The sequence below is a fragment of the Mesorhizobium sp. M0217 genome (assembly GCF_040321955.1).
Classification (GTDB): domain Bacteria; phylum Pseudomonadota; class Alphaproteobacteria; order Rhizobiales; family Rhizobiaceae; genus Mesorhizobium.
The window spans coordinates 62,986-82,493 of record NZ_JAMYSN010000015.1 but is presented as its reverse complement, the minus strand read 5'-3'; the positions used below and the strand labels follow the sequence as shown (position 1 = coordinate 82,493).

The window sequence follows — 19,508 nt, the reverse complement described above, 5'->3', positions numbered from 1 at the left end:
CTTCATTGCCGAGTCCGGAGGGAAAGCCTATATGCCGGGATCAAAGGACAAAGCATGGCCCGCATCTACAAGACCCGCACCTGGCATGACGAACTCTCGCCCTCGATCGAGGAGATGGAGTTTCTGGCGCTGGAGGCGTACGCGCATCTGCCGGACGATTTTCGCAAGCTGACCGGCGAGATCGTCATCATGATCGCCGAATTCCCGACCGACGAGATCATGGACGATCTGTCGCTGGAGACGCCGTTCGACCTGCTTGGCCTGTTCGAGGGCCGCGGCATCGCCGAGCGCTGGAACCCGCAGACCGGCGAAGGCCCGAACCGCATCACCCTCTACCGCCGCGCCATCCTCGACTACTGGGCCGAGAATGAGGAGACGCTGGGCGACATCGTCACCCACGTGCTGATCCACGAGATCGGCCACCATTTCGGCCTGTCGGACGACGATATGGAGAAGCTCGAAGAGGCGGCGGAGTAAGGCTGCGCCGATATTCAGGTGAAGCCGGCCTGCGAACGGCAGCTTCCTGCGCTTCCGGTGCTCGCGTACTTCAAGTACGCTCCGCTCCGGTTCTCGGAAACCACTGTTCTCGGCTCGGCCTGACCTGAATCTCGACACAGCCTGCGTCCGTGCCTGGCAAAGCCTACCAGTCGCTCAGCTTGGTATCCGGCCCGTATTCCTGGCCGTCGATATCCTTCACCACCGCCTGGCCGCAGCGCATCGATTTGGTCTTCTTGTCGTAGGCGTAGGTCGGCGAGCCGTACAGGTGCCAGCCCTTGTTCAGCGCCGCGGTCACCTTGTGGCAGAAGGTTGAATCGTCGGGGGCGGACAAAAAGCGGTAAAGTCTCATGGGTCAGATCCTGTCGTGAGTTCGTCTTTTCGGGGCGGATCATGCGCCGATGGCGGCGGCCTTCGCCAGCAATTTCTCGGCCTGCGCCAGGTGCAGCCGCTCGACCATCCTGCCGTTCAGAGCAATCACGCCCTTGCCGGCATTTTCCGGCAAGGCGAAGGCATGCTTCACCGCGCGCGCCTCGGCGAGAGCTTCGGGCGCGGGTGCAAAGGCGCGGTTGGCGGTTTCGATCTGGGCGGGGTGGATCAGCGTCTTGCCATCGAACCCCATGGCAGCGGCTTCCGTGCATTCGCGCGCAAACGCGTCGAGGTCGCGAAAATCGTTGGAGACGCCGTCGAGCATGTCGATGCCGCCGGCCCGCGCCGCCAGCACCATCTGCATCAGCCAGGCCACAAGATAGCGGCGGTCGGGCGTCGCCAGAATGCCGGTTTCCTTGACCAGATCGTTCGTTCCGGCCACGAAACAAGCTAGGCGCGAGGCCGGGTCGCGGCCGAGTTCGGCAATGGCGCCGATGTTGAGCATGGCCTTGGGCGTCTCGATCATCGCCCAGAGCTTGACGCTGTCGGGGGCAAAATTGTCGTCGAGCACGTCGCCGACTTCGAGGATATCGCGCGGCGTGGCGACCTTGGACAACAGGATGCCGTCGGGCTCGAATTTTGCCGCGGCGAGCAGGTCTTCAGTGCCCCATTCGCTGGACAGCGCGTTGACGCGCACGATCATCTCGCAGCGGCGTTTCGGTCGGCTGGCGAAAATGCCGGCCAGTTTGTCCCGCGCGGCGACCTTGTCGGCGGGCGCGACGGCGTCTTCGAGGTCGATGATCACGGCATCGCAGGCCAGCGTCGCGATCTTGGCCAGCGCCTTGTCGTTGGAGGCGGGGACGTAAAGCACCGAGCGGCGCGGGCGGTAAGGTTCGCTTGTCATGGCCGATCTATGCCGCGTGGGGGCGGGTGAGGCAAGCGTCCGACCGGTACCTGATGACGAGCCAACTGCGAAAGCTTGCGCTGCCCCGCCCGTCCCGCAGCAGTTGCGGAAGGGGGGCCTTTCCTCTCCCCCGTCGAGCGGGGGAGTGGTGTCGAGCGAAGCTCGACGGAGTGGGGGTCGACCCTTGGGCGCAACGCGAGCAATGCGCTCAGTGCCCTTCCGATGTCCGTTCGCGGCGATTGCCAGGTGGTTCCCCCACTCCGTCTCGGCTTCGCCGAGCCACCTCTCCCCCCTCCGGAGGGAGAGGAAAAAGGAGCCTGGCTGGAAGCGCAGGTCCTGCACGAAAACTGCACATCCCTGCGGAAAACCTCCTCCGCTCCGCCCCGCCGTTTCCATGCGAGCCCGCGACAACAGCGGCATGCAACAGCGAAACGCTCACCTTTGGTCCTTGCCCTATCGCCTGCGCAGCGAAAGCTGGTGGTTGGTCGATCCGCCCCGGGCGGAGGCCCGCCCTTACCTGGAAGCGAGCCTGCTCCCTTTTATCCGCCCACCGGCCGAGCGGACCCAGCCCATCAGGAAAATCCGCGCATGACATCGTTTGCAAGCTTTTCCAGCCGCTTCGGCATCGCCGTCCTGCTCGTCGCCCTGGCGGATTTTTTCTTCTATGGCCAGCCCGCCGGGATCACTGTCCTGCTGTTTGCCATCCTGATCGCCGGCGCGGTGGTCGCTGTGCATCCTGCCGCGCTGAATTCCACCCGACCCTGGCTCAAGCCGGCCGCTTTGTTCGTCGCGCTGCTGCCGCTGGCCGAGAACGTCAGCCCGCTGTCGGTGGCGATAGCTGTCGTGTCGCTGGTGGTGTTTGCGCTGTCCCTGTCCGGGCGGCTGCGGCACGGCATCGCCCGCATTGCCGGCCAGGTCGCGCTGTTCCTGCTGGCGGCGCCGCTGCGCCTTATCCGTGACTTTTTCCAATGGCGCCGCACGGTGCGCCGGCTTGGCGGCCGCCGCATCCGCCTGGCGTCCATCATCGTCTGGGTCATGCCGGTGACGCTGGGCGCGGTGTTCCTGTTCTTGTTCGGCGCCGCCAATCCGGTCATCGAATACTGGCTGTCGCTGATCGACCTGATGAAGCTGCTCGATCTCATCCAACTGGCGCGGATCGTCTTCTGGCTGTTCGTGCTCGCCGGCGTCTGGGCTTTCCTGCGGCCTCGCCTGCCGCGTTTCCCGCGCCGCCTTCCACGCCGCCTTCCACCTTTGACGCCGCCTGCAGCTGTGGCCGCACCGGCCGCGACTAAACCAGCGACAACGATCGAGGCCGTCGTCTTCGGCAAGGCCGCGATCTTGCGCGCGCTGATCGTCTTCAATGCCCTGTTTGCGCTGCAGACCGGGCTCGACGCCGCCTATCTCTGGGGCGGGGTCGCCCTTCCCGACGGGTTGAGCTATGCCGCCTATGCCCATCGCGGCGCGTATCCGCTGATCGCCACCGCGCTGCTGGCCGCCGGCTTCGTGCTGGCGGCGCTGCGGCCGGGCAGCGAAACCTCAGGCGATCCGCTGATCCGCCGGCTGGTCTATGCCTGGGTGGCACAGAACATCGTGCTGGTCATCTCGTCGATTCTCAGGCTCGATCTCTATATCGGCGTCTATGCACTGACCTACTGGCGCATCGCCGCCTTCGTCTGGATGGGGTTGGTGGCGTCAGGGCTTGTACTGATCATTGCCCGCATCGCGCTTGGAAAATCCAACGAATGGCTGCTCTCCGCCAATCTTGCGACGTTATCTGCGACGCTTTATGCCTGCTGCTTCATCAACTTCGCCGCAGCGATCGCCAACTTCAATGTCGACCATTCCCTTGAAATGACCGGCGACGGCACGCCTATCGATACCGAATATCTGCGCTCGCTTGGCGCTGCCGCCATGCCGGCGCTGGACCGCCTCTACATGCACCAATTCGGAAACCAAACCACCTGTCTGGCCGACCAAATGATGATCGACGACACTATCGCCGAGCAGAAGCAGTGGCGCGCCTGGAGCTTTCGCGGCTGGAGGCTCCTGCAGGTTCTCGACAAGAGAGGTCCGCTCGTGCTTCCTCCACCTACCCAGCCCTCGCAACCTTCAGTGCCGGACCGTTAGATCCATGCCGCATCAGATCCTGGTCGCCGACGACGATCCGCACATTCGCGAGATCATCTGCTTTGCGCTGGAGAGGGCCGGGATGAAGACGCAGGCCGTCGCTGACGGCGCAGCCGCCCTGCAGGCGATCGAAGGCCGCGAGCCCGACCTCGTCGTGCTCGATATCGGCATGCCGGAGATGGACGGGCTGGAAGTCTGCCGGCGGCTGAGGCAGCGCTCCGATGTGCCGATACTGTTCCTGTCGGCGCGAGACGAGGAGATCGATCGCATCCTCGGGCTCGAAATGGGCGGCGACGACTATGTGACGAAACCGTTCAGCCCGCGCGAGCTGGTGGCGCGCGTCAACGTCATCCTGCACCGCGCCCGCCCGGTGGCGCCGGACCCCGCCGATGACAAGAACTTTGCGCATGGCAAGCTCAGCCTGGTGCCGGCCAGCCACGGCGCCAGTTTCGACGGCAAGGCGCTGGCGCTGACGGCGATCGAATTCTCGATCCTGAAAGGATTTCTGGCGCGGCCGGCGCATGTGCTGGGCCGCGACCTGGTGGTCGCCAGCGCCTATGCCGCCAACATCCATGTCGCCGACCGTACCGTCGATAGCCACATCCGCAACATCCGCGCCAAGCTGGCGGCGGCGGGCTGTCTCGACGCCATCGAAACCGTGCATGGCGTTGGTTTCCGGCTCGGCCGATGCGGCGCCTGAGCGACGCCAAATGGATCGGCACCAAATGGCGGCCAAGGCTGGCCACGGTGGTTCTCGCCATCCTCATCATGGTGCTGGCGCTGCCGCTGGTCGGCCTGTTCTTCTTCCGGCTTTATGAAAACCAGCTGATCCGCCAGACCGAGGGCGAGTTGATCGCGCAAGGCGCCGTCATCGCCGCCATCTATGCACAGAATATCAGTGACGCCGCCATTGCCCCGGAGAAGCTAGGGGTGCCGATGCAGGCTGACAGCGGCGATGCCAGCCGCGGCGACGACTCGCCTTACCAGCCGATCGAGCCGAGCCTCGATCTCGCTTCCGACTATCTGCTGCCGACCCGGCCCGCCGGCATTGCCGCCGCCACCGATCCAGCCTTCACGGCCATCGGCGCGCGACTGTCCGGCATTCTCGACACGACGCAAAAAACCACGCTGGCCGGCTTCCGGCTGCTCGATCCCAAGGGCGTCGTCATTGCCGGGCGCGACGAGGTCGGACTATCCCTGGCCAATGTCGAGGAGGTGCGCGAGGCCCTTGCCGGCCGCTATGCCAGCGCATTGAGGCAACGAATCCCCGATCAGCCGCCGCCGCCGCTCTATTCGGTCAGCCGCGGCACGAAAGTTCGTGTCTTCGTCGCCATGCCGATTGCGGTCGCTGGCCACGTCGCCGGCGTGATCTATCTCTCCCGGACGCCGAACAACATCGTCAAACATCTCTATGGCGAACGCGGCAAGGTGACGCTGGCGGCCATTGCCATGCTGTTCGGCACGCTGCTGATCGCGCTGGTCTTCCTGCGCACCGTCAGCCGGCCGATCTACGCGCTGATGGAGCGCACCAGGCGCATCGCCGCCGGCGACCGCGACGCGATCCGGCCGCTCGACCATCACGGCACGCGCGAAATGGCGGAGCTGTCCGCCGCCTTTCTCGACATGGCCGAAAAGCTGCAAGCGCGCTCCGACAGCATCCAGACTTTTGCCACCCATGTCTCGCACGAGCTCAAATCGCCGCTGACGGCGATCCAGGGCGCGGCCGAGCTGCTGCGCGATTCCGGCGAGGCGATGGATGCCGCCGAGCGCAAGCGGTTCTCCGGCAACATCGTCAATGACGCCGGCCGGCTCAATCTGCTGGTGCGTCGCCTGCTCGACCTGGCGCGCGCCGAAAATCTGGCGCCGAGCGGCGAAAGCACATCGCTCGATGCAGCGCTGGCGCTGCTTCCGGTCGATGGCCGGCTGGCGGTCAACATTGAGGCGGGTGGCGAAATCGGCCTGCGGATATCAGCCGAGAATGCGGCGATCGTGCTTGCCAATCTGATCGACAATTCGGCCAGGCACGGAGCCACCCAGGTTCTTCTCTCTGCGGCCACCGCCGACGGCAAGGCGACCGTTGCGGTCAGCGATGACGGCGCCGGTATTTCGCCGAGCAACAGGGCCCGCATTTTCGAGCCGTTCTTCACCACGCGCCGTGAGTCCGGCGGCACCGGCATGGGCCTCGGCATCGTGCTGGCCCTCCTGAAAGCGCATGATGGCACGATCGCGCTGGTTGACTCCGGACGCGGCACGCGCTTCGAGATCATTGTGCCGGCGGCGTGAAGCATACCGGCGGCCGGATCGGAGAAAACGTGCGCTACGACATTGTCATCATCGGCGGGGCCATCGTCGGCTCCTCTGTCGCCTATTATCTGCGCGAGGAAGGCTTTACCGGCTCGATTGCGCTGATCGAACGCGATCCGCAATTCGCCCATGCGGCAACGACGCTGTCCATGGCCTCGATCCGTCAGCAATTCTCGATCCCGGAAAACATCCGGCTGTCGCAGTTCACGCTAAACCTGTTCCGGCGGCTGAAGGAGACCTTCGGCGCCGATGCCGATATCGGCTTTCGCGAGGGCGGCTATCTCATCCTGGCCGGCGAGGCCGGGTTGCCGATCCTGAAAGCCAACCACGAGGCGCAGGTCGCCGAGGGCGCCGACATTCTGCTCGAGGATGCCGACCAGCTGGCAAAGCGCTTTTCGTGGCTGTCGACGGAAGGCATCAGCGCCGGCGCCTTCGGCCGCAGCGGCGAGGGCTGGTTCGACGCTCATGCGATGCTGACGCTGTTCCGCAAGGCGCTGCGCGACAGACAAATCGATTTCATCGCCGCCGACGTCACCGGCATCGAAAGGCAGGGCAACCGCGTCACCGGCATGGACCTCGACAATGGCGAAAGACTGCAAGCCGGCATCGTCGTCAATGCCGCCGGGCCGAATGCCGGCAAGGTGGCCGGCATGGCGGGACTCGTGCTGCCCGTCGAGCCGCGCAAGCGCAACGTTTTCGTCTTCGAGGCGCGGGAAAAATACGCCGACATGCCGCTGCTGGTCGATCCCTCCGGCATCTATGTCAGGCCGGAAGGCTCGGTCTATCTCACCGGCGGCGCCGAGCCGGAAGAGGGCGACGGTCCCGCCGATCCAGCCGATTTCGAGGTCGACTGGCCGCTGTTCGAAGAGGTGATCTGGCCGGTGCTGGCCACCCGCATCCCCGCCTTCGAGGCGATCAAGCCGACACGCGCCTGGGCCGGCCACTACGACTACAACACGCTCGACCAGAACGCGGTGATCGGGCCGCATCCCGAGGTCGGCAATTTCATCTTTGCCAACGGATTTTCCGGCCACGGCCTGCAGCAGGCGCCGGCGGTCGGCAAGGCGCTGGCGGAGTTGTTGGTGCATGGCGGGTATCGGACGGTGGATTGCTCGGCGTTTGGGTACGCCAGAGTGGCCGAAGGAAGGGCGTTCCGGGAATTGAATGTGATTTGAGGCGGCAAAAGCTCACTGTCGAGTTCCCGCCCACCCCTCTGCCCTGCCGGGCATCTCCCCCGCAAGGGGGGAGATTGGCAGCTTCGGCGAAGGCGCCATTCTTGCAACGTCGGCGATTGGCGAAGCGGTCGCGGCATCTGATCTCCCCCCTTGCGGGGGAGATGGCCGGCAGGCCAGAGGGGGTGCTGTCCCGCGAGCGTCTAAGCAACCATCGCACTGACAGCCATCGCGTTCCCCAGTGCATGCCCGGCGGCCGTGTTGTCGAAAATCCCCCAGACCTCGGCACCGGAAGCGGCCGTTGCTTCCACTTGCCGCGCAAACCGGTCGAGCGTTTCGGTATCGTAACCCGAATAGTAGATGCGCGGCGCGCCGTGCCAGCGGAAATAGGCAAGGCCGGGCCAGCCACCCGGCCCTGCTGCCTCCGGAACCGAAGCCGGGTCGGCGGCGACCCGGGCGACCTGGTGACCGGCCAGCAGTGCGTCCGTCTCGGCACTGAACCAGGTGGGATGGCGCGGCTCGCATGCCAGCCTTGCCCGGATACGCTTGCCCAACATGTCGAAGAAACCGCCGGCGACCTCCGGCTCGAAGGGCAAGCTCGGCGGCAGCTGCACCAGAAGCACGCTCAGCTTTTCGCCGAGACCTTCGACCTGCCCGAGAAAGTCCTCCGTCAGCCCCTCGCAATCGGCGAGGCGATGCTCATGGGTCATGCTCTTCGGTGCCTTGACCGCGAAGCGGAAGTGCTCCGGCACGGCGTGAGCCCAGCGCTCATAGGTCTCGCGGCGGTGCGGCTTGTAGAACGAGGTGTCGATCTCGACGACCGGAAAGCGTTTTCCGTAACGTTCGAGATGCGAACCGGACTGCGGAAACTCAGCCTTGTATCGAGACGGAATTCCCCAGCCGGCGGTGCCTATGAGAGATCGGCGATTTCCCATGCTGGGGATGTGGACCGGATGAAGCGCGGGTCAAGGGCGGCAAGGAGGCGTTGCTCAGCAGGGTCCTGAACACCGTTCCGCATTGCCCGATAACCTTGCCCGCCTTGACTGCCCAACCCGGTCGGCAATTGCGCCCGATGCGGCGTCAGCCCTCGCGGGAGAACCAGAACGCGTCGGCCATGCGCTTCATGCCGATACGCTCGTAGAAGCCGACGGCGTCGGGCATCGAGATCAGGCTGATGGCGACCGAAGGCCCAAGCTGCCGGCGGGCCTCGTCCATCAGGCCCTTGCCGATGCCGACGCCTTGCGCCGATTGCGACACGGCGAGCTCTGAGACGTAGCACACCCAGGAAAAATCGGTGATGGCCCTGATAACGCCGATCAGCGGCCTGCCTTCGATGTCGAGCCGCGCCGTGAGCACCAGGTTCGCGCCTGAAAGCATCGCTTGCAGCCGGGCGTCGTCATCGACGGGGCGTGTTTCGCCGAGCGTGGATTCGACCAGCACGCGGCGGAATTCAGCGACGTCGAGCTCAGGCTCACTGGCATAGATAATATTCGATTGTGTGGTCATGGGCGCAAGGTGCACCAGCGGCGGCCGGTTTTAAAGACGTTTGCCGCCGATCTTTCGATCGGGCCGCGCACCAACAGTTGCCTTTTATTTGCCGGCGGCTTTGTGTAAACCGGGCGCAGCAAACCCTGACGCAACGAATTCGATCAAGAACGGGCAAAAGCCATGGAAAAATTCACCAAGCTCACCGGCGTCGCCGCACCGATGCCGATCGTCAATGTCGACACCGACATGATCATCCCCAAGGATTATCTCAAGACGATCAAGCGCACCGGGCTCGGCAGCGGCCTGTTCGCCGAAATGCGCTACAAGGACGATGGCTCGGAAAACCCCGACTTCGTGCTCAACAAGCCAGCCTACCGCAAGGCGCAGATCCTGGTCGCCGGCGACAATTTCGGCTGCGGTTCGAGCCGCGAACACGCGCCGTGGGCGCTGCTCGATTTCGGCATTCGCTGCGTCATCTCGACGTCGTTCGCCGACATTTTCTACAACAACTGCTTCAAGAACGGAATCCTGCCGATCACCGTCAGCCCCGAAGACCTGGAGAAGCTGATGGACGACGCCTCGCGCGGCTCCAATGCGACGGTGTCGGTCGACCTCGAGGCCAAGGAAATCCGCGGCCCCGACGGCGGCGTGGTCACCTTCGACCTCGACGACTTCAAGCGCCACTGCCTGCTGAACGGTCTCGACGATATCGGCCTGACCATGGAGAAGGCCGGCGCCATCGCCTCGTTCGAGAAGAAGAACGCTGCCGAGCGTCCTTGGGCCTGAGTGGTACGAGATGGCCCGGCCGCCACAAAGCCGGGTTCGTGGCGGCTGAACGGAGGGGACAGTCATGACACGTTTTCTTCTTGCCGGCGCCTGCGCGCTGGCGTGGATGCTGATGCCGGTGGCCGGCGCGCAAGCACAGACCGACACGGTCCTCGTGCCGGCAGAAGATCCGTCCGCCGCCGATCCGGGCGCGTCGAGCAATGCGGCCCTGGCGGACGATGACAGCCAGGGGCCGGTCCCGTTCGAGGGCGGGCAGCTGACCATCACCCAGCCGGAGCAGGATGGCGAAAAGGTGCTGGCCTATGACGGCAAGCAGCTGGCCAGCAATTACGACGTGTTCTTCGACAGAACAGTCAAGGTCGGCGGCGTCGACGTGGCGCTGGTCGATGTTGGCGACGGCGGCAACCAGTGCGGCCCAGCCAAGGTCATCGTCTGGAAACCGGAAGGCGGCGAGATACAAAGCCTCAAGGTCGAACAGGACGAATGCGGCGCGCCGCCGGCGGCGGTGGCCGACAACGCCATCTATTTCGTGCCGTATCTGTTGCCGGGCGATACGAAGCAAGCGCTGCAATGGTCGCCCAGCGATGGGCTGACGATCTCGGGCGACCTGACCTACGCGCCGGAGCCGGGTACGGACTGGAAGGACGTCGATCCGGCCAAATACCAGAACATCATCGACGCCTTCCACAATGAGGCCGTCTACAAGGCGGCGCAGACGCTGCTCGGCGACACCATGCCCGACATGGCGACCAGCCTGCTGGTCGGCGGCGGCACCGAAAAGACGGCGTCGGGCGCCTTCTACGCCACCGGCTGCGTGCCGCACGCATGCGGCAGCAATGACGGTTTCATGGCGGTCGACCCGGCCAAGCACACGCTCTACTTCGCCCGGCGCGGCGACAATGGCGAGCCGCAGGCGTGGCCTGACGTGAAGACCTGGCCTGCGGATGTGAAGGAAGCAATGGACAAGGCGCAGGAGTCGGGGAACTAGAGTTCGCGGCAGCGCGGCGAACACTCGGTGTTCATGCTTGTTTCGTCGCGATCCGTCACACGCCCCTCTGCCCTGCCGGGCATCTCCCCCTCAAGGGGGGAGATCAGACGTCACTCTGGCTTTCGCCAATCGCAAATGTGGAAAGCGAGAAAGGCGTCCGAACTGCTAATCTCCCGCCTTGAGGGGGAGATGGCCGGCAGGCCAGAGGGGGGTGCTGTCCCGCCGACGACCAAGATTTGCACCTGACTTGGCCCATGGCCTGGCCGGCCCTCTTCCTGCAAAGTGTCCGAAACCACAGCGAGGCTCCATGCGCACACTCATCTCCACCGGTTCGCCCTTCGAAAAAACCGCCGGCTATTCGCGCGCGGTGGTGCAGGGCGACTGGTGCTTCGTCTCGGGAACCACCGGCTATGACTATGCGACGATGGCCATGCCGGAAACGGTGGAGGCGCAGACGCGCAATTGCCTGGCGACCATCGCCGAGGCGCTGAGGGATGGCGGCTTCGACATGGCCGATGTGGTGCGGGCGCATTACTACATCACCGACCAGGCCATCGCGGACGTCGTCTTCCCCATCCTCGGCGAGGCTTTCGGCGAGATCAGGCCGGCGGCGACGATGATCGTGTGCCAGCTCAACAAGCCGGAAATGAAGATCGAGATCGAAGTCACGGCGCTGCGGCGCACGGCTTGAGGAGGCCAAAGCCATGACGGTCCGGCGCATCGTAGCCAATATCGGGACGCAGGACGCGGCGGCGGCGAAACGCTTCTATCAGGACGTGCTTGGCCTCGATGTGCTGATGGATCAGGGCTGGATCGTCACCTACGGGTCCGACGAACGGATGCAGGTGCAGATCAGCTTCATGGCCCAGGGCGGCTCCGGCACGCCGGTGCCGGACCTCTCCATCGAGGTCGACGATGTCGATGCGGCGCTGCAAGGCATGAAGGCCGCCGGCTTTGCCGTCGAATACGGTCCGGCCGACGAGCCGTGGGGCGTACGGCGGTTTTATGTGCGCGATCCGTTCGGCCGGTTGGTGAATATTTTGTCGCACAAGTGATTTGTTCCTCTCCCCCGCCTCTGGCCACGGCGAGGAACCCAGGTCTTGAGAGGCGGGCGCCGTCGTAGCGTTCTTCATCCCCTTGCGCCGCAAGCTCTTGGCGTTTAGCAAGGCCGCGGTTTCTCCAAACAGCATCGGACGGTTCTCCATGGCTTCGAAAAATCTTCTCCTGCTCGCCGGCGACGGCATCGGCCCCGAGGCGATGGCCGAGGTGAAGAAGCTGATCGCCGCCATGAACGCAAAGCTCGGCAGCGGTTTTGCCACTGATGAAGGCTTGGTCGGCGGCTGTGCTTACGACGCACATGGCGCGGCGATTTCCGACGCCGACATGGCAAAGGCGATGGCTGCGGATGCGGTTCTGTTCGGCGCCGTTGGCGGGCCGAAATGGGACAAGGTGCCTTACGAGGTGCGTCCCGAGGCCGGGTTGCTACGGCTGCGCAAGGATATGGAGCTGTTCGCCAATCTCCGGCCCGCCATCTGCTATCCGGCGCTGGCCGCGTCGTCCTCGCTGAAGCAGGAAGTCGTCGAGGGCCTCGACATATTGATCGTGCGCGAGCTTACCGGCGGCGTCTATTTCGGCGAGCCCAAGCAGATCATCGATCTCGGCAACGGCCAGAAGCGCGGCATCGACACGCAGGTCTACGACACGTTCGAGATCGAGCGCATTTCCGGCGTCGCCTTCGAGCTGGCGCGCACGCGCAAGAACCATGTGACATCCATGGAGAAGCGCAACGTCATGAAATCCGGCGTGCTGTGGAACGAGGTCGTCACCCAGACCCAGAAGACTCGCTATGCCGACGTCAAGCTCGACCACATGCTGGCCGATGCCGGCGGCATGCAGCTGGTGCGCTGGCCAAAGCAGTTCGACGTTATCGTCACCGACAATCTGTTCGGCGACATGCTGTCCGACATCGCCGCCATGCTGACCGGATCGATCGGCATGCTGCCGTCGGCCTCGCTCGGCGCGCCCGATGTGAAGACCAGGAAGCGCAAGGCGCTGTACGAGCCGGTGCATGGCTCGGCGCCCGACATTGCCGGACAGGGCATCGCCAACCCGATCGCGATGATCGCGTCGTTTGCCATGTGCATGCGATATTCCTTCGGCATGGTCGATGAGGCCGACAAGCTCGAAGGCGCCATAGCCGCCGTGCTCGACGACGGGCTCCGGACGAAGGATATTTTGTCCGACGGCATGACCGAAGTCGGCACTGTCGAGATGGGTGACGCCATCATCGCCAAATTCCTGGCTTAGCGGCCAAACTCAGCGGATCTCGCCGGCCAGCCGTCTCAGCAGGCCGACGAGTTGCGCCTCGTCCACGGTTGAAAAAAAAGCAGCGTCGGCGGCTTCGACGGCGACGATAGCGCGCTGGACTGCGGCCGTCCCCGTCGTGGAGACGCGGATCACCTTGGCGCGGGAATCCCGCGGGTCGGTGTCCCGCACAATCAGTCCCTTTGCCTCAAGCCGGGCGACGACGTCCGACGTCATCTTCACCTCGGTGCCGGCCTGGGCGGCGAGCTGCACCTGGTTAGGCGGCTCGCCATAGCGGCCGAGCCACATCGCCGAAGCCAGCAGCACGAACTGGACATGGGTAAGGTCAAGCGGGGCCAGCGCCGCCGTCATGACGCGCTGCCAGCGCATGGTGGTTCGCCAGAGCAGCAAGCCGGGGCTCTCGGATGGTCCGCTGAAGCGCGTGTTCAGATCCCCTTGATCAGCCACCGTTCGCCAACACCATTGCCTGCTCGAACAGTTTGGCCATCGAAGTGTCGAAATCGCCGCTGATCTGCGGCCCGAGCTCTGGTCCGACCTCGGCGGCCGATGGGCCGGAAATATCGAGGCGATGCGTCACTTGAGTGCCACCCTCGACCGGCGTCAGCGTATGCCTGAACAACAGTTTCGTGTCGCCGAACGAGGTCTCGTCGGCATAGGTTACAGCGTCGACGAGGTCGACGATCGTCGATTCGAAGGTGTCCTGCCCGACGGGCGTTACAGAGACGCGGGTGCCCTTGGCGAACGGGCCGTGCAGCACGAAGGTATCGGACCCTTCGTAGGTGAGGCGGCCTTCGTGCAGCGCCTTGAGCGCGTTCCAGATGGCCTGCGCCGAAAGGGGGGAAATTGCGGTGTACTCGTTGGTCCACATTTGTCTTGGCTCCATCATCCGTTTTCGATCGTCGATTTGATGATTGCACAGATTATCTGTGCACAGACTAAATGGCAAGAGAAATATTTCGTTCGTTCGGTCAAAACAGCAGCTGCCTTCCCGGCTGCGACCTAAGTTATAGCACGGCTGTCCGCAAACAGCCGGCTGCTCATTTCTTGGTGCGGGTCTAGGCTCCGCCTCCTCCAGGCACCGGCCCCCACTGGTTTTCGTGGGCCTGGGTCGGGATCAATCCGAGGATCAGCGCGAGGATCAGCGTAGCCGGAGCGAACATGAAGGTGATTGCGAAGTAAGGTATTGCCAGCCAGCCGGTCAGGCCGATGTCGTGCAAGCGGCGCACGACGAGCCCGACCCAGGGCAGGAACGTCGCTAGCCAAAACAGCCCCCAGACGCCGATCATCACAATCGGCCAGTTGCCGGCATCGAAATTGCCGACGGCCTGGTCGGCGAGGGCGCCGGCAATTCCGACCAGGATGAAGCTGACGGTCCAGAACAGGCAGTAGCCCCAGAATTCCTTGCGGCGGGCGCGTTCGGCGAAGTTGAAGTAGTTGCGCGTCACGCCTCGCCAGAAATAACCCGGCAGTCCGCTATCGCGAACCGCGCCGTCTTCCGCCATGCGGCCGAAATGCTGTGGGGCGGCTGAAGCGGCAGCCGCCTTGGGCGGCGCGGCGCTTGCCGCTGGCGCAGCGGTGGCGGGACTGGCGGGCTGGGCGCGGATTGAAAAAACGTCGCGCGCCTGACCGCTTGCCGGCAGAAACTCGACCACAGCGCCGTTCGCGATCACGGTATCACGGCGCAGATCCTCGCGCGCGAAGGTGTAGCGGTTGCCGTCCGCCCCGGTGATGAACCCGAAACCCTGGGCCTCGTCATAGTGAAGAACTTCCCCGCGCATTTAGCCTCGTCCCCGTGCAGGCACAGACTGTTCAAAGTTGCGGCGGACTGCAAGGGGGTGGACGAAATGGAGGGCAAACGGTTCAGGCATGAGTTGCTTTATTTTCCGGTGCGTTGGCGCTGCCCCTCACCTGCCTGCCGGCATCCTCTCCCCGTATAGTGGCGGGGAGAGGGGTCGCTGTTATCGACGATTCCGCCAATCGCCAACGTTGCAAGAAGAGCGCCAAGGCTGCGGTCAGCCCTTTCTCCCCGTCACTATACGGGGAGAAACGCCCGGCAGGGCAATGAGGGGCAGCGCCTGCATCTGTAATTGGCCGATAAGAGCCTCAAACCGGCCGCTTCTTCGGTTTCTTGTTCTTCGGCGGTCCAGCCTTGTCGAATTTCGGTTTCCCGGCCCAAGGCTTTGCATCGCCGGGGGGCCGTTCCCGCTTCTCGAATTTCGGCTTGTGTGCGCTTTGCGGCGCCTCGAACGGGCGCTTGCCGCGATGCGGCTTCTTGTCGGGCTTCGGCGCCTGGTAGCCGGCCCGCGACAGGTCGGGCGTGCCGTCCAGGCGCTTCACCGCAATGTTGCCCTGCAATTTCTTGTCGGGGCCGACGGCGGCGAGGAAGCGATCGGCCCAGTCGGCCGCGATCTGCACGTAGGTCTCATCCTGCTGCATCTTGATGGAGCCGATCTCGCGCTTGGAGATGTTGCCGGTGCGGCACAGCATCGGGATCAGCCAGCGCGGCTCGGCATTCTGCTTGCGCCCGATCGACAGCGAGAACCAGACGCTGTCGCCGAAATCGTCGCGGCGGCTGGGCGCTTCGTCGCGGCGTTCGAATTTTTCGCCCGCCGGTCTGTCTCGCGACGGCGTGAAGGCCGCGACCTCCGTCAGTTCCTCGGGCGCCGAGCGGCTGGCGCGGCATTGGCGCACGAAGGCGGCGGCCACCTGTTCCGCGCCATGCTTGGCCAGAAGCGCGTCGATGAAGCCGCGCTCGTCCTCGGCAATCGGCTCTTCGAAGGCTGGATCGGCAAGGATGCGCTCGTCGTCGCGCTTGATGACGTCGTCGGCGGAGGGCGGGCTCGCCCATGTCGCCTTCAGCCCGGCATTCTGCAGCAGCCGTTCGGTGCGCTTGCGGGCGCCGTTGGGCACGATCAGCGCGCTGACGCCCTTGCGTCCGGCTCGGCCGGTTCGGCCGCTGCGGTGCAGCAGCGTTTCGGGATTGGTCGGCAGATCGGCGTGGATGACCAGTTCGAGATTGGGCAGGTCGATGCCGCGCGCCGCGACATCCGTGGCAATGCAGACCTTGGCGCGGCCGTCCCGCATCGCCTGCAGCGCGTGGGTGCGTTCGTTCTGGCTGAGCTCGCCCGACAGCGCCACGACGGAAAAATTGCGGTTGTTGAAGCGCGCCGTCAGATGATTGACGGCGGCGCGGGTGTTGCAGAACACCAGCGCGTTCTTCGCTTCGTAAAACCGCAGCACGTTGATGATGGCGTTCTCGCGGTCGGGATAGGCGACATTCAGCGCCCGGTACTCGATATCGAGATGCTGCTTTTCCTCGCCGCCGGCCGAGATGCGTACGGCGTCGCGCTGATAGCCTTGCGCCAGCGTGGCGATCGAGCGCGGCACGGTGGCCGAAAACATCAGCGTGCGGCGCTGAGCCGGTGCGGCATCGAGGATGAATTCGAGGTCCTCGCGAAAGCCGAGGTCGAGCATCTCGTCGGCCTCGTCCAGCACCACGGCTTTCAGCGCCGACATGTCGAGGGAGTTGCGGGTGATGTGGTCGCGCAGGCGGCCGGGCGTGCCGACGACGATGTGGGCGCCGCGCTCCAGCACGCGCCGTTCGGAACGCATGTCCATGCCGCCGACGCAGGACGCGACGGTGGCGCCGGTCGGCGCGTAGAGCCATTGCAATTCGCGCATCACCTGCAGAGCGAGCTCGCGCGTCGGCGCCACGGCCAGCGCCAGCGGTGCGCCAGCCTGGTCAAAACGCTCGGCGCTTCCAAGAAGGGTCGGCGCCAAAGCCAGGCCGAAGGCGACAGTCTTGCCGGAGCCGGTCTGCGCCGACACCAGAGCGTCGGCCTCGCCGAGTTCCAGCACCGCCTTCTGCACCGGCGTCAGCTCGGTATAGCCGCGTTTTTCCAGCGCCTCTGCCAGCGCAGGAACGATACGTTCGAAATTGGACATCTCACTCTTTCGGAATTCGGGGCATGGGCTCATCATGCAGCACATGCCGGGGCTGGCGCCACGCCAGCCAAACACTATTTGGGCGTTCGTACTTCTTGCGGCCGCTATTGTACAGGGCAAGCGAGTGCCTTGCCGCAATTGACTCCTGACGCAAACCGCGTAAAAGCCGGCATCGAACGGGATCATTTTCGATGCGCGGCCTTCTGATGGCTCTTCTTGCCTTCGACTTCCCCGGCCACAATCATGGGGCCGGGCGCGTCGGCGCGTCTTACCGTTCCAGCAAAACCATGGCCAAAAAAACCACCACCACGGTGTGATTCCCTTGGCCTAACCACCCTCTCCCGGGTCCGGCCCGGGGGACGAAACCCGCTTGGCCGGCGGGTTTTCTCCAAAAACCAAGCGGAGAGGGACAGGAGATTTCTGATGAGTTTCAAGGTTGCGGTAGTCGGCGCCACGGGCAATGTGGGTCGCGAAATGCTCAACATACTGGAAGAGCGCGGCTTTCCGGTAAGCGAAGTCGTGGCGCTGGCCTCGCGGCGCAGCCAGGGCACCGAAGTGTCGTTCGGCGACCGTTCGCTGAAGGTCAAGACGCTCGACCAGTATGATTTTTCCGACACCGACATCTGCATCATGTCGGCCGGCGGCAACGTCTCGAAGGAGTGGTCGCCGAAGATCGGCAAGCAGGGCTGCGTCGTCATCGATAACTCGTCGGCCTTCCGCTACGACCAGGACGTGCCGCTGATCGTGCCGGAAGTGAACCCGGATGCGATCTCGCTGTTCACCCGCAAGAACATCATCGCCAATCCGAACTGCTCGACGGCGCAGCTGGTAGTGGCGCTGAAGCCGCTGCACGATGTCGCCACCATCAAGCGCGTCGTCGTCGCCACCTATCAATCGGTATCCGGCGCCGGCAAGGAAGGCATGGACGAACTCTTTACACAGACCCGCGCGGTGTTCGTCGCCGATGGCGTCGAGGTCAAGAAGTTCACCAAGCGCATCGCCTTCAACGTCATTCCGCATATCGACGTCTTCCTCGATGACGGCTCGACCAAGGAAGAGTGGAAGATGGTCGCCGAGACCAAGAAGATGCTCGACCCCAAGATCAAGCTGACGGCGACCTGTGTGCGCGTGCCGGTGTTCATCGGCCATTCCGAAGCCGTCAACATCGAGTTCGAAAAGCCGATCACCGCCGACGAGGCGCGCGATATCCTGCGCGAAGCGCCGGGCTGCCAGGTCTTGGACAAGCGCGAGGATGGCGGCTACATCACGCCGCTGGAATCGGCCGGCGAGGACGCCACCTTCATCTCGCGCATCCGCGAGGATTCGACCATCGACAACGGCCTGTCGATGTGGATCGTCTCCGACAATCTGCGCAAGGGCGCGGCGCTCAACGCGGTGCAGATCGCCGAGCTTCTGGTCGAGCGCGGCCTGATCCAGCCGAAGAAGAAGGCGGCCTGACGGCTGGTTTGTTTTCGCTCACGGGGTTCGGCCTTCGGCCGATTCCGTTTATCGCTCACGGGCCGTATCGCCGCTGCCGCGGCTGGCCCTCCGCGGGGGCGCCGGAAAGCCGGCGACCCGCAGTCGCGGGCTCGGCCTTCGGCCGAAGCCTTCCTTCTCCCCGTCCTCGGGGAGAAGGTCCCGGCAGGGGGATGAGGGGCAGCGCTGACCTCTGTTGAGAAACGCCTTTGAACGATCCCACCAAAATCGTGCTGCGCCCCGCCACGGCTTTGGATGCCGCGACCATCGCCATTGTCATGCGGGCCGCACTTGGCTCGTTCTCCTGGATGCCGGTCATCCACACGCCGGATGAGGATATTGCCTTCATCCGCGAGATCGTGCTGTCCCGGCAGCAGGTGACGGTCGCCGAGGTCGGCACCGGCATTGTCGGCTTCATTGCCCTCAGCGGCGATTGGGTGGAACAGCTCTATCTCGACCCCGCCTGGACGGGGCAAGGCATAGGCAGCCGGTTGCTGGTGCAAGCGACGGCGGCACTGCGGATCGTTAAACTGCATTGTTTCCAGGCCAACACCGGCGCGCGTCGCTTCTACGAGCGCCATGACTTTCGCCCCGAGGCGTTCGGCGACGGCACCACCAATGAAGAAGGCCTGCCGAATATTCTCTACGTGCGTCGAGCTTGATACTCAGCCGGCGCTATCCTTGGCCAGTTGGCGCAATAACTCCATCGCTTCCTCGGCCCGCTCAGCGGGCACGAACAGATGGTCATGATGGAAAGCAGAGACCGGATTGACGCCCATGCCGGCGGCGGCCAGCCGGGCGGTGATGGCGGCGAGGAAGCCGACGGCTTCCAGCGAGGAGTGGACGTTCAGGGTGATCATGCGGCAGCGGAAGGCGGACTGCAGCCCGGCGGCCTGGTCTTCGGGCAAGATCAGCGTCGTGCCCTCCTTCTCGCGAAACCACATCACCGGATTGAGCGTCTCGGGAACCGGTGCACCGGGGACCAGGGTGGCGAAGACATGGACGCCGGGAAGCAGTTCCGGCGTCATCGCCGCCAGCAGCTTTTTCAGATCAGTCTCGCCGGCCATTCGCTCGTCTCTCTCCCAGCCCTATCAATAGCCGTGACTGGTGGATGTCGATAGTCCGTCAA

At 64.4% G+C, this 19,508-nt stretch carries 22 protein-coding genes; 13 read left to right on the top strand and 9 right to left on the bottom strand.

The window, feature by feature from the left end:
* Window positions 1-54: 54 nt before the first annotated feature.
* A complete protein-coding gene (locus tag NKJ18_RS22125) occupies window positions 55-477 on the top strand; it encodes a metallopeptidase family protein (RefSeq protein WP_023699282.1) in 423 nt (140 codons plus the stop codon).
* 163 nt (window positions 478-640) lie between these two features.
* On the opposite strand, the gene NKJ18_RS22120 is transcribed toward NKJ18_RS22125, so the two are convergent.
* Entirely contained in the window at window positions 641-847 is a 207-nt protein-coding gene (locus tag NKJ18_RS22120; protein ID WP_023673921.1) for a DUF1737 domain-containing protein, read from the bottom strand.
* A gap of 39 nt (window positions 848-886) precedes the next feature.
* Window positions 887-1,768: an HpcH/HpaI aldolase/citrate lyase family protein gene (locus NKJ18_RS22115; RefSeq protein ID WP_352498831.1), complete on the bottom strand. Its 882-nt coding sequence runs from the start codon at window positions 1,766-1,768 to the stop codon at window positions 887-889.
* A gap of 588 nt (window positions 1,769-2,356) precedes the next feature.
* On the opposite strand from NKJ18_RS22115, the gene NKJ18_RS22110 reads away from it, so the two are divergent.
* The 4 genes from NKJ18_RS22110 to NKJ18_RS22095 are packed head-to-tail and all read left to right on the top strand — an operon-like array spanning window position 2,357 to window position 7,374.
* Window positions 2,357-3,895: a DUF4153 domain-containing protein gene (locus tag NKJ18_RS22110; RefSeq protein WP_023694562.1), complete on the top strand. Its 1,539-nt coding sequence runs from the start codon at window positions 2,357-2,359 to the stop codon at window positions 3,893-3,895.
* Between the two features lie 4 nt (window positions 3,896-3,899).
* Complete coding sequence (locus NKJ18_RS22105) at window positions 3,900-4,595, top strand: response regulator (protein WP_352759672.1); 696 nt, start codon at window positions 3,900-3,902, stop codon at window positions 4,593-4,595.
* Window positions 4,583-6,178, top strand: coding sequence for a sensor histidine kinase (locus NKJ18_RS22100; protein ID WP_023694560.1), 1,596 nt, complete (start codon window positions 4,583-4,585; stop codon window positions 6,176-6,178). The genes NKJ18_RS22105 and NKJ18_RS22100 overlap by 13 nt, the downstream gene beginning before the upstream one ends.
* 29 nt (window positions 6,179-6,207) lie before the next feature.
* Entirely contained in the window at window positions 6,208-7,374 is a 1,167-nt protein-coding gene (locus NKJ18_RS22095; protein ID WP_023736743.1) for an NAD(P)/FAD-dependent oxidoreductase, read from the top strand.
* 200 nt (window positions 7,375-7,574) lie between these two features.
* Here the strand turns inward: NKJ18_RS22095 and NKJ18_RS22090 are convergent, their stop codons facing one another.
* Together NKJ18_RS22090 and NKJ18_RS22085 are read right to left on the bottom strand one after the other, a co-directional pair.
* Complete coding sequence (locus NKJ18_RS22090) at window positions 7,575-8,306, bottom strand: DUF72 domain-containing protein (RefSeq protein WP_023694558.1); 732 nt, start codon at window positions 8,304-8,306, stop codon at window positions 7,575-7,577.
* Window positions 8,307-8,451: 145 nt separating this feature from the next.
* Window positions 8,452-8,877 (bottom strand): GNAT family N-acetyltransferase, encoded by a 426-nt coding sequence (locus NKJ18_RS22085; protein WP_023694557.1) that lies wholly within the window; start codon window positions 8,875-8,877, stop codon window positions 8,452-8,454.
* A gap of 162 nt (window positions 8,878-9,039) precedes the next feature.
* On the opposite strand from NKJ18_RS22085, the gene leuD reads away from it, so the two are divergent.
* From leuD to leuB, 5 genes are all read left to right on the top strand, one after another.
* Entirely contained in the window at window positions 9,040-9,645 is a 606-nt protein-coding gene (gene leuD, locus NKJ18_RS22080) for a 3-isopropylmalate dehydratase small subunit (RefSeq protein ID WP_023694556.1), read from the top strand.
* Window positions 9,646-9,709: 64 nt separating this feature from the next.
* Window positions 9,710-10,633: an Ivy family c-type lysozyme inhibitor gene (locus NKJ18_RS22075; RefSeq protein ID WP_023683819.1), complete on the top strand. Its 924-nt coding sequence runs from the start codon at window positions 9,710-9,712 to the stop codon at window positions 10,631-10,633.
* A 307-nt stretch (window positions 10,634-10,940) separates the two neighbouring features.
* The gene (locus NKJ18_RS22070) at window positions 10,941-11,324 is read left to right on the top strand and encodes a RidA family protein (protein WP_023699291.1); all 384 of its coding nucleotides are present in this window, start codon (window positions 10,941-10,943) and stop codon (window positions 11,322-11,324) included.
* Window positions 11,325-11,337: 13 nt separating this feature from the next.
* Window positions 11,338-11,688 (top strand): VOC family protein, encoded by a 351-nt coding sequence (locus NKJ18_RS22065; protein WP_023671691.1) that lies wholly within the window; start codon window positions 11,338-11,340, stop codon window positions 11,686-11,688.
* A 148-nt stretch (window positions 11,689-11,836) separates the two neighbouring features.
* Window positions 11,837-12,940, top strand: a complete 1,104-nt coding sequence (gene leuB, locus NKJ18_RS22060; RefSeq protein WP_352759670.1) for a 3-isopropylmalate dehydrogenase — start codon at window positions 11,837-11,839, stop codon at window positions 12,938-12,940.
* Window positions 12,941-12,949: 9 nt separating this feature from the next.
* Here the strand turns inward: leuB and NKJ18_RS22055 are convergent, their stop codons facing one another.
* The 4 genes from NKJ18_RS22055 to NKJ18_RS22040 form a co-directional block, all read right to left on the bottom strand.
* The gene (locus NKJ18_RS22055; RefSeq protein WP_352759667.1) at window positions 12,950-13,327 is read right to left on the bottom strand and encodes a MarR family winged helix-turn-helix transcriptional regulator; all 378 of its coding nucleotides are present in this window, start codon (window positions 13,325-13,327) and stop codon (window positions 12,950-12,952) included.
* 70 nt (window positions 13,328-13,397) lie between these two features.
* Window positions 13,398-13,826 (bottom strand): SRPBCC family protein, encoded by a 429-nt coding sequence (locus NKJ18_RS22050; RefSeq protein WP_352741069.1) that lies wholly within the window; start codon window positions 13,824-13,826, stop codon window positions 13,398-13,400.
* A 187-nt stretch (window positions 13,827-14,013) separates the two neighbouring features.
* Window positions 14,014-14,736: a DUF805 domain-containing protein gene (locus NKJ18_RS22045; protein ID WP_352759664.1), complete on the bottom strand. Its 723-nt coding sequence runs from the start codon at window positions 14,734-14,736 to the stop codon at window positions 14,014-14,016.
* Window positions 14,737-15,061: 325 nt separating this feature from the next.
* Complete coding sequence (locus tag NKJ18_RS22040; RefSeq protein WP_023710257.1) at window positions 15,062-16,903, bottom strand: DEAD/DEAH box helicase; 1,842 nt, start codon at window positions 16,901-16,903, stop codon at window positions 15,062-15,064.
* A 191-nt stretch (window positions 16,904-17,094) separates the two neighbouring features.
* On the opposite strand from NKJ18_RS22040, the gene NKJ18_RS22035 reads away from it, so the two are divergent.
* From NKJ18_RS22035 to NKJ18_RS22025, 3 genes are all read left to right on the top strand, one after another.
* The gene (locus NKJ18_RS22035; RefSeq protein WP_023671697.1) at window positions 17,095-17,220 is read left to right on the top strand and encodes a hypothetical protein; all 126 of its coding nucleotides are present in this window, start codon (window positions 17,095-17,097) and stop codon (window positions 17,218-17,220) included.
* A 106-nt stretch (window positions 17,221-17,326) separates the two neighbouring features.
* The gene (locus NKJ18_RS22030) at window positions 17,327-18,361 is read left to right on the top strand and encodes an aspartate-semialdehyde dehydrogenase (RefSeq protein ID WP_023671698.1); all 1,035 of its coding nucleotides are present in this window, start codon (window positions 17,327-17,329) and stop codon (window positions 18,359-18,361) included.
* Between the two features lie 227 nt (window positions 18,362-18,588).
* Window positions 18,589-19,041, top strand: a complete 453-nt coding sequence (locus NKJ18_RS22025) for a GNAT family N-acetyltransferase (protein ID WP_352759662.1) — start codon at window positions 18,589-18,591, stop codon at window positions 19,039-19,041.
* 3 nt (window positions 19,042-19,044) lie between these two features.
* Here the strand turns inward: NKJ18_RS22025 and NKJ18_RS22020 are convergent, their stop codons facing one another.
* Entirely contained in the window at window positions 19,045-19,446 is a 402-nt protein-coding gene (locus NKJ18_RS22020; protein ID WP_352759660.1) for an ACT domain-containing protein, read from the bottom strand.
* Window positions 19,447-19,508: the final 62 nt, after the last annotated feature.